Annotated in this window: 8 protein-coding genes; 7 read left to right on the top strand and 1 reads right to left on the bottom strand. The window is 67.1% G+C overall.

Going from position 1 to position 7,663, the window contains the following annotated elements:
- Positions 1–141 precede the first annotated feature (141 nt).
- The gene (locus HUA78_RS29680) at positions 142–1,038 is read left to right on the top strand and encodes an SPOR domain-containing protein (RefSeq protein WP_174455323.1); all 897 of its coding nucleotides are present in this window, start codon (positions 142–144) and stop codon (positions 1,036–1,038) included.
- Between the two features lie 27 nt (positions 1,039–1,065).
- The gene (locus tag HUA78_RS29675; protein ID WP_141646421.1) at positions 1,066–1,428 is read left to right on the top strand and encodes a cupin domain-containing protein; all 363 of its coding nucleotides are present in this window, start codon (positions 1,066–1,068) and stop codon (positions 1,426–1,428) included.
- A gap of 30 nt (positions 1,429–1,458) precedes the next feature.
- Here the strand turns inward: HUA78_RS29675 and HUA78_RS29670 are convergent, their stop codons facing one another.
- A complete protein-coding gene (locus tag HUA78_RS29670) occupies positions 1,459–2,088 on the bottom strand; it encodes a hypothetical protein (RefSeq protein ID WP_141646422.1) in 630 nt (209 codons plus the stop codon).
- A 94-nt stretch (positions 2,089–2,182) separates the two neighbouring features.
- Between HUA78_RS29670 and HUA78_RS29665 the strand changes: the two genes are divergently transcribed.
- The 5 genes from HUA78_RS29665 to lepB all read left to right on the top strand — a co-directional run bounded on the left by HUA78_RS29665 (position 2,183) and on the right by lepB (position 7,660).
- On the top strand, positions 2,183–2,362 hold the full coding sequence (locus HUA78_RS29665) for a ribbon-helix-helix domain-containing protein (protein ID WP_044281109.1): 180 nt from the start codon (positions 2,183–2,185) through the stop codon (positions 2,360–2,362).
- Between the two features lie 28 nt (positions 2,363–2,390).
- Positions 2,391–3,347, top strand: a complete 957-nt coding sequence (locus tag HUA78_RS29660) for a UDP-glucuronic acid decarboxylase family protein (protein ID WP_141646438.1) — start codon at positions 2,391–2,393, stop codon at positions 3,345–3,347.
- Positions 3,348–3,416: 69 nt separating this feature from the next.
- Positions 3,417–4,358, top strand: a complete 942-nt coding sequence (locus HUA78_RS29655) for an NAD-dependent epimerase/dehydratase family protein (RefSeq protein ID WP_174462089.1) — start codon at positions 3,417–3,419, stop codon at positions 4,356–4,358.
- Between the two features lie 231 nt (positions 4,359–4,589).
- Positions 4,590–6,401 carry a translation elongation factor 4 gene (lepA, locus tag HUA78_RS29650; protein ID WP_141646424.1) on the top strand — a complete coding sequence of 604 codons (1,812 nt, stop codon included), beginning with the start codon at positions 4,590–4,592 and terminating at the stop codon, positions 6,399–6,401.
- 2 nt (positions 6,402–6,403) lie between these two features.
- Positions 6,404–7,660 (top strand): signal peptidase I, encoded by a 1,257-nt coding sequence (gene lepB, locus HUA78_RS29645; protein WP_174477673.1) that lies wholly within the window; start codon positions 6,404–6,406, stop codon positions 7,658–7,660.
- Positions 7,661–7,663 lie beyond the last annotated feature (3 nt).

Here is a 7,663-nt window from a genome sequence, read left to right as displayed (position 1 = left end):
CGGTGACGGCGCGGCCAGGACGCCGCTTCCGTGAATTTGACCGGGTGGGGGGTGGGGCGTACTTTGCCTCGACGCCGACGCTACAGGCCGCAACACGGACTCGTGTGGCCCGCTCTGTCCGCGCGCGAGGATCCCTGAGTCATGCGAGACGCCCACCGGATGAAGGAGAAGTTCGACGTCTCTCTCGACAACCGGCAGATTGTGAGCCTGTTGATCGCCGGCATCGTCGTGCTCGGCGCCGTCTTCGTGTTGGGCGTCGTCGTGGGGAAGAAGCTCGCCGGTGACGTGCAGACGGCCAGCGCTCCCGACCTGCTCTCCGCGCTGGATGCCAATGCCCAGGCGCTCCAGGCCGTGCAGCACAAGGACTCCGCGCTCACCTTCCAGGACGAGCTGACGCGCAAGGCCAGCGCCGAGCCCGTCGCCGTCGCTCCCAAGCCCGCCGCTCCCAAGCCCGCCGCGCCCGTGGAGAAGCCCGCGCCCAAGCCGCCCGAGCCCGCCAGGACCGCCGCGATGGCCCCGACGCCGGACCCCGACACGGGCGAGCTGCCCCCGGAGGAGCCCGCCGAGGAGCCCCAGGCCGTCGCTGTCGCCGAGACGCCCAAGCCCACCCCTGCGCCCGTCGCGGAGAAGCCCGCCGCCGCTCCCGCCGAGAAGCCCGCCCCCGTCGCCGCGAAGCCCGCACAGGTGTCGGGCAAGGTGGAGACGGCGGCCGTGCCCACGCGGACGACGCAGAAGGAGGGTGGAGGGATGAAGGACGCCATCGCCCGCGCCGCGCAGTTGCCGGACCCGGCGGTGAAGGGTGGGGCCTTCACGCTCCAGCTGTCGGCGTTCCAGGACAAGCAGGAGGCCGACCGGTTCATGGCCCGGTTGCGTGATAGGGGCTATGCCCCCTATATCGTCACGGCGGAGGTGGCCGGTAAGGGCACCTGGTACCGCGTGCGCATGGGCACCTTCGCCTCGAAGGACGCTGCGACGCGGTATCTGTCAGACTTCAAGCGTGAGACCCAGCTCGACGCGTTCGTGGCCGGCACGAACTGAGAGCGGGCGAGGAAGACGGGAAGCACCATGACGACGACTAGGCGGGTGGAGAAGCCCTGGGGCCACGAGCTCATCTGGGCCCACACCGAGCGCTACGTGGGCAAGCTGCTGCACGTGAAGCAGGGCCACAAGCTCAGCCTGCAGTACCACAACCAGAAGGACGAGACGATCCACGTCCAGAGCGGCAAGCTGCTCTTCGTCGTCGACGAGGGACAGGGGCTCATCGAGAAGGAGATGAACCCGGGGGAGAGCTACCACATCAAGCCCCTCACCAAGCACCGCATGGTGGCCATCACCGACTGCGACATCCTCGAGGTCAGCACCCCCGAGCTGGATGACGTCGTGCGGTTGGAGGACTCCTACGGCCGCACGGGCACGAGCAAGCCGTAGTCGCTCCGCCGTGAAGGCGCGGCTCGCCCTTCAGTCGCGGGCCGCGTTGTTGGGATTGCGGGTCCACTTGTCGACGGTGCCATCGCCGTCCAGGTCCTCGCCGATGCGGTCCACCTGACCGCCCTCCCAGTACTCCCAGTAGTCCACGCGCCCGTCGGAGTTGGTGTCGCGCTCCTTGCGCACCAGGACACCCCGCTCGTAGAAGGTGACGCTGTCCGCGCGGCCGTCGCCGTCGAAGTCCCGCTCGCGGCGAGTGTTGGCCCCCTTCTCGTAGAAGTAGGTGGCGTCCACCTTGCCGTCGTAGTCCAGGTCCATCACCTCGCGCATCAGCGCGCTGGCCTCGTCGAAGTAGCGCGTCAGGTCCACGCGGCCGTCCCAGTTCAGGTCCAGCTCCTGGCGCACCTTGCGAAACCGCTCCTCGCCATTCGCGCCCGCGTCCGCCACCGTGTAGGTCCACACGTCCGGCTTGCCGTCGCCGTTCACGTCCTGCTGCGTGACGTGTTCGCCACGCGCGGGTTCCGGGTGGATGGCCTCGGACGAGGCGGGTGAGGACTTACCCGGGGCGTTGGTGCCGCGCTCGGCGGCCTTGTCGCTGGCGCAGCCGGTGAGCAGGCCGGAGGTCATCAACCCGAGGAAAATCCAGCGCTTGCTGCCGGTCATGCGGTGCTCCCGGGACGCAGCGGCCTCTCCGCCGAGGCGTGCGCACGAGATGCTTTCGCGCGCCACGTCATTCCATATATTTTCACATATAGCCATGGCCCGAAAGAAGATCAGCACCACCATCTACATCACCCCGGAGCAGAACGAGCTCCTCAAGGCGCTGAACCAGAAGACGAAGGTGCCCGTGGCCGAGTACATCCGCCAGGGCATCGACCTGGTCCTGGAGAAGTACAAAGCGCAGCTGCCGGGGCAGGCGACCTTCGACGAGATTTGACAGAGAGACGAGGCGCGACGTGAAGAGCATGCAGGGCAAGCGAGTGGTGGTGCTGGGGGGCGCGGGCTTCGTGGGCTCGCACCTGTGCGAGCGCCTTCTGGACGACGGTGCGGCCGCCGTGACGGCCGTGGACAACCTCATCACCGGCAACGAGGAGAACCTGCGCACGCTGAAGGGCCGGCCGGGTTTCAGCTACGTGAAGGCGGACATCATCGAGGGCATCCCGGTGAAGGAGCCCTTCGACTACATGTTCAACATGGCCTCGCCCGCGTCGCCCATCGACTACGCGAACCTCCCGCTGGAGACGCTGCGCGTGGGGTCCATCGGCACGGAGAACGGGCTGAAGCTGGCGGAGGCGAACAAGGCCGTCTTCCTGATGGCGTCCACCTCCGAGGTCTACGGAGATCCGCTGGTGCACCCGCAGCGCGAGGACTACTGGGGCAACGTCAATCCCATCGGCCCGCGTTCGGTGTACGACGAGGCCAAGCGCTACGCGGAGGCGGTGACTGCGGCCTACGGTCGCAAGGGCGTGCAGGTCCGCATCGTTCGCATCTTCAACACCTACGGCCCGCGCATGCGGCTCAACGACGGCCGCGTGGTTCCGGCCTTCGTGGGCCAGGCGCTCAAGGGCGAGGACTTCTCCGTCTTCGGCGATGGCAGCCAGACGCGCTCGTTCTGTTACGTGAAGGACCTGGTGGATGGCCTGGTCCGGCTCGCGCTGTCGGACGAGCCCCATCCGGTCAACATCGGCAACCCCCGGGAGATGACCATCCGTCAGTTCGCGGAGGCCGTGCGCACGGCGGCGGGCGGCGGGGGGAGCATCATCGAGAAGCCCTTGCCCAAGGATGATCCCAAGCAACGTCAGCCAGACATCACCCGCGCCCGCACGCTGCTCGGCTGGGAGCCCAAGGTGCCTCTGGAGGAGGGTCTGCGAGAGACCATCGCGTGGTTCCGCGAGGTTGCCGTGCGGCGATCCCCGTCATAGGTTGCCGCCGCGAGAGACTCTGAAATCAAAGACAGTTTGGCCACGGCCGGGTGGCGGGGAGACGGAAGCGTGAAAGTCCTGGTGACGGGTGGAGCGGGCTTCATCGGCTCGCACGTGTGCGACGAGTTCCTGAAGGCGGGACACGAGGTCATCGCGTTGGATGACCTGTCGGGTGGCAAGAAGGAGAACCTGGACCCGCGCGTCCGGCTGGCCGTGCATGACATCCGCAGCCGCGAGGCCGCGGAGCTCATCAAGTCGGAGAAGCCCCAGGTGCTCTGTCACCTGGCGGCGCAGATGGACGTGCGGCGCAGCGTGGATGATCCGGGCTTCGACGCGGATGTGAACATCCGCGGCATGCTGAATCTACTGGAGGCCTCGCGCGTCGCGGGCGTGAAGAAGGTCATCTTCAGCTCCACCGGCGGCGCCATCTACGGCGAGCAGGACGTGTTCCCCGCGCCGGAGTCCCACGCGACGCGCCCGGTGTCCCCGTACGGGGTCTCCAAGGCGGCGGGGGAGCTGTACCTGGGCTACTACCGGGCCCAGTACGGCCTGCCGTACGTCGCCCTGCGCTACGCCAACGTGTACGGCCCGCGACAGAACCCGCATGGCGAAGCGGGCGTGGTGGCCATCTTCTGCCAGCGCCTGCTCTCCGGGCAGGACTGCACCATCTTCGGTGAGGGCAAGCAGACCCGCGACTTCGTCTTCGGGCCCGACGTGGCCCGGGCGAACCGGCTGGCCTTCGAGAAGGACTACGTGGGCGCCATCAACATCGGCACCGGCGTGGAGACCGACATCAACCGCCTCTATGCGCTGCTGGCAGAGGCCGCGGGTTCGACGGCCGCCGTGGCCCACGCGCCCGGCAAGCCCGGCGAGCAGCTGCGCTCGTGCATCGACAACTCGCTCGCGAAGAAGGTGCTCGGCTGGGAGCCGTCCGCCGACCTGCGCGAGGGGGCTCGCCGCACCGTCGCCTACTTCCGCGAGAAGGCCGAGCCGGTCCGCGTCCACGGCTGAGGCTGGCTGACGGGAAGCAGGGCAGGGGAGTCCGGGAGGAGGTCGCCTCTCCCGGACGGGCCCTCGTGCCCTGTCGTCCCCGGGTGGCCGGGCGTCTGTTCAGGGGAGCACGGTGGTTGGGGGAACAATCGGGCGCCCCCGACGGGTTGCTCGTCTGGCGGGCGTTCGCGCGTAGATTTTCGCGCGGTTCGATGTTAGGCACGCCCGCTTCTTCCGACGAGCGCCACGAACATGCCGGCTGAAAACGCGCACATCCGCAACTTCTGCATCATCGCCCATATCGACCATGGAAAGTCGACGCTGGCTGATCGCCTCCTCGACAAGACGGGGACGCTGAGCAAGCGCGAGGCGCAGGCCCAGTTCCTCGACAACATGGACATCGAGCGCGAACGGGGCATCACCATCAAGGCCCAGTCCGTGCGGATGAACTACACCGCGAAGGACGGCAAGCAGTACGTCCTCAACCTCATCGACACGCCGGGGCACGTCGACTTCGCGTACGAAGTCAGCCGCAGCCTGGCCGCGTGCGAGGGCGCGCTCCTGGTGGTGGATGCGTCGCAGGGCGTGGAGGCGCAGACGCTGTCCAACGTCTACATGGCGTTGGACCACGAGCTGGAGATCATCCCGGTCATCAACAAGATCGACCTGCCCAGCGCGGACGTCGACCGCACCCGCGCGGAGATTGAAGACGTCATCGGCATCGACGCCTCCGTGGCCGTGCCCGCCTCCGCGAAGGAAGGCATCGGCATCCACGAGATCCTGGAAGCGGTGGTCGCGCGCGTGCCGCCGCCTACGGGCTCGCCGGACGCGCCGCTCAAGGCCCTCATCTTCGACTCCTGGTACGACAACTACCGGGGTGTGGTGACGCTGGTGCGCGTGCTGGAAGGCACGCTCAAGCTCAAGCAGAAGATCAAGCTGTTCAGCAACAACAAGGTCTTCGAGGTGCAGGAGCTGGGTGTCTTCACCCCGTTCTCCCGCCCCGTGACGCAGCTCATGGCCGGCGAAGTGGGCGTGCTGGTCGCCAACATCAAGGAGCTGCTGGACGCGAAGGTCGGCGACACCGTCACGGAGGAGGCCCGTCCGACGCAGGAGCCGTTCCCGGGCTTCCAGGAAGTGAAGCCGATGGTGTTCTCCGGCATCTTCCCGATCGAGTCCGACCAGTACGAGAACCTGCGTGACGCGCTCGCGAAGCTGAAGCTCAACGACTCCGCCTTCACGTATGAGCCCGAGTCGTCCACGGCGCTCGGCTTCGGCTTCCGCTGCGGCTACCTGGGCCTGTTGCACATGGAGATCGTCCAGGAGCGCCTGGAGCGCGAGTACAACCTGAACCTCATCACCACCGCGCCCAGCGTGGTGTACCAAATCACCAGCGGCAAGGGTGACGTCCAACTGGTGGACAACCCCGCCAAGCTCCCGCCGGTGCAGAACATCGCGAAGTTCGAGGAGCCCATCCTCACCTGTCACATCCACGTCCCCAATGACCACCTGGGCGCCATCCTGAAGCTGTGCCAGGACCGCCGCGGTGTGCAGAAGGACATGAAGTACCTGGGCAGCAGCGGGCAGCGCGTGCAGGTGACGTACGAGATGCCGATGGCCGAGGTGGTCTTCGACTTCTTCGACAAGCTCAAGAGCGTGTCGCGCGGCTACGCCAGCCTGGACTACGAGCTGACCGGCTACCAGGAGGCGGATCTGGCGCGCCTGGACATCCTCATCAATGGGGAGCCGGTGGACGCGCTGAGCGTCATCGTGCACCGCGAGCGCGCCTACCTGCGCGGTCGCGAGGTCTGCGCGAAGCTGAAGGAAGTCATCCCGAAGCAGATGTACGAAGTGGCCATCCAGGCGGCGATCGGCGCGAAGATCATCTCCCGTGAGACCATCTCCGCCATGCGCAAGAACGTGCTCGCCAAGTGCTACGGTGGTGACATCAGCCGCAAGCGCAAGCTCCTGGAGAAGCAGAAGGAGGGCAAGAAGCGCATGAAGCAGGTGGGTACGGTGGAGATTCCGCAGGAGGCCTTCCTCGCGGTCCTCAAGTCGGAGCAGTAGCCATGAACGCTGCCAGTCCTTCCGCCAACCCTCCCGCGAAGCTGGCGACCGCGATGGCGGCCCGGCGCACCCCTGAACAGGTGCGCGCGCGCCGCAAGTTGCTGTGGCGGGAGATGCTCACCAGCCTGTGGGCCCCGCTGTGCATCGTCGCCCTGGTGCTGTTCCCGTACACGACACTCATCGAGTTCGTGCCCACGGCGGCCGCCTGGGCCCAGCCCGCGATGAAGGGGCTGGGGGTGCTGATGGTGGCGTACTTCGTCGCGCTGCTGGTGTGGCGCAACGTGTCGCCCCGCGAGAAGCAGCTGCGCCGGCTGCGGCACGAGGCGCATGAGCTCATCTCCGAGAACGAGCGCATCCTCCGGAAGCCGCAGGTGCGCGAGAAGCTCTCCCCGGCGCTGACGGAGCAGATCACCGAGCAGGCGCTGAAGGTGGAGTCAGCCTCGGCCGAAGGAGATCTGGAGAAGCTGGCCCGCGAGGTGAGGGCGCTGGAAGCGCTCACCTCCCAGCACCTAGGAGCGTTCCGCAAGGAGTCGCCCATGGATTTCGTGGGCGGCTTCGTGAAGATGTTGCTGGTCGCCCTGGTGTTCCGGACGTTCATCGTGGAGCCGTACCGGATTCCCTCCGGCTCCATGCTGCCCACGCTCCAGATTGGAGATCAGGTCTTCATCAACAAGTTCATCTACGGGGTGCGCGTCCCGTTCGCCAACGTGGTGCCGTTCGTCATCGTCCGGCCTCCGGGGCGCGGGGACGTCATCGTCTTCAACAACCCCGTCAACGAGGCCACCGACTACATCAAGCGCGTGGTGGGCGTGCCCGGCGACACGGTGGAACTGTTCGACGGCGTGGTCCACATCAACGGCCAGCCGCAGACTCGCGAGAGTGTCGACAGCGCGTTTGTCGTCCACAACCTCACGGACAACGGGGAGTGGTTCGACCAGCGGGAGTCACTGTTCCGGGAGAGCCTGGGCGGCGTGCCGCACAGCGTGCTTCAGACACCCTCGCGGATGCCTCGGCACGAAGGCCCCTACGTGGTGCCCGAGGGTCACGTCTTCGTCATGGGCGACAACCGCGACAACAGCTCCGACAGCCGTCACGGCCTGGGCATCACCGGCTACGGCAAGACGGAGTTCGTGCCCTACGGCCACATCAAGGGCAAGGCGATGGTGGTCTGGCTGTCGCTGGGCTACCACGGCCTGCTGCACGGCCTGTTCGGTGGCACGGGTCTCCGGTTGGACCGCTTCTTCGAGCCCGTGCGCTGACCC

The organism is Myxococcus sp. CA033, assembly GCF_013336625.1.
Taxonomy (GTDB): Bacteria; Myxococcota; Myxococcia; order Myxococcales; family Myxococcaceae; genus Myxococcus; species Myxococcus llanfairpwllgwyngyllgogerychwyrndrobwllllantysiliogogogochensis.
This window is presented reverse-complemented; position numbering and strand designations above follow the sequence as displayed.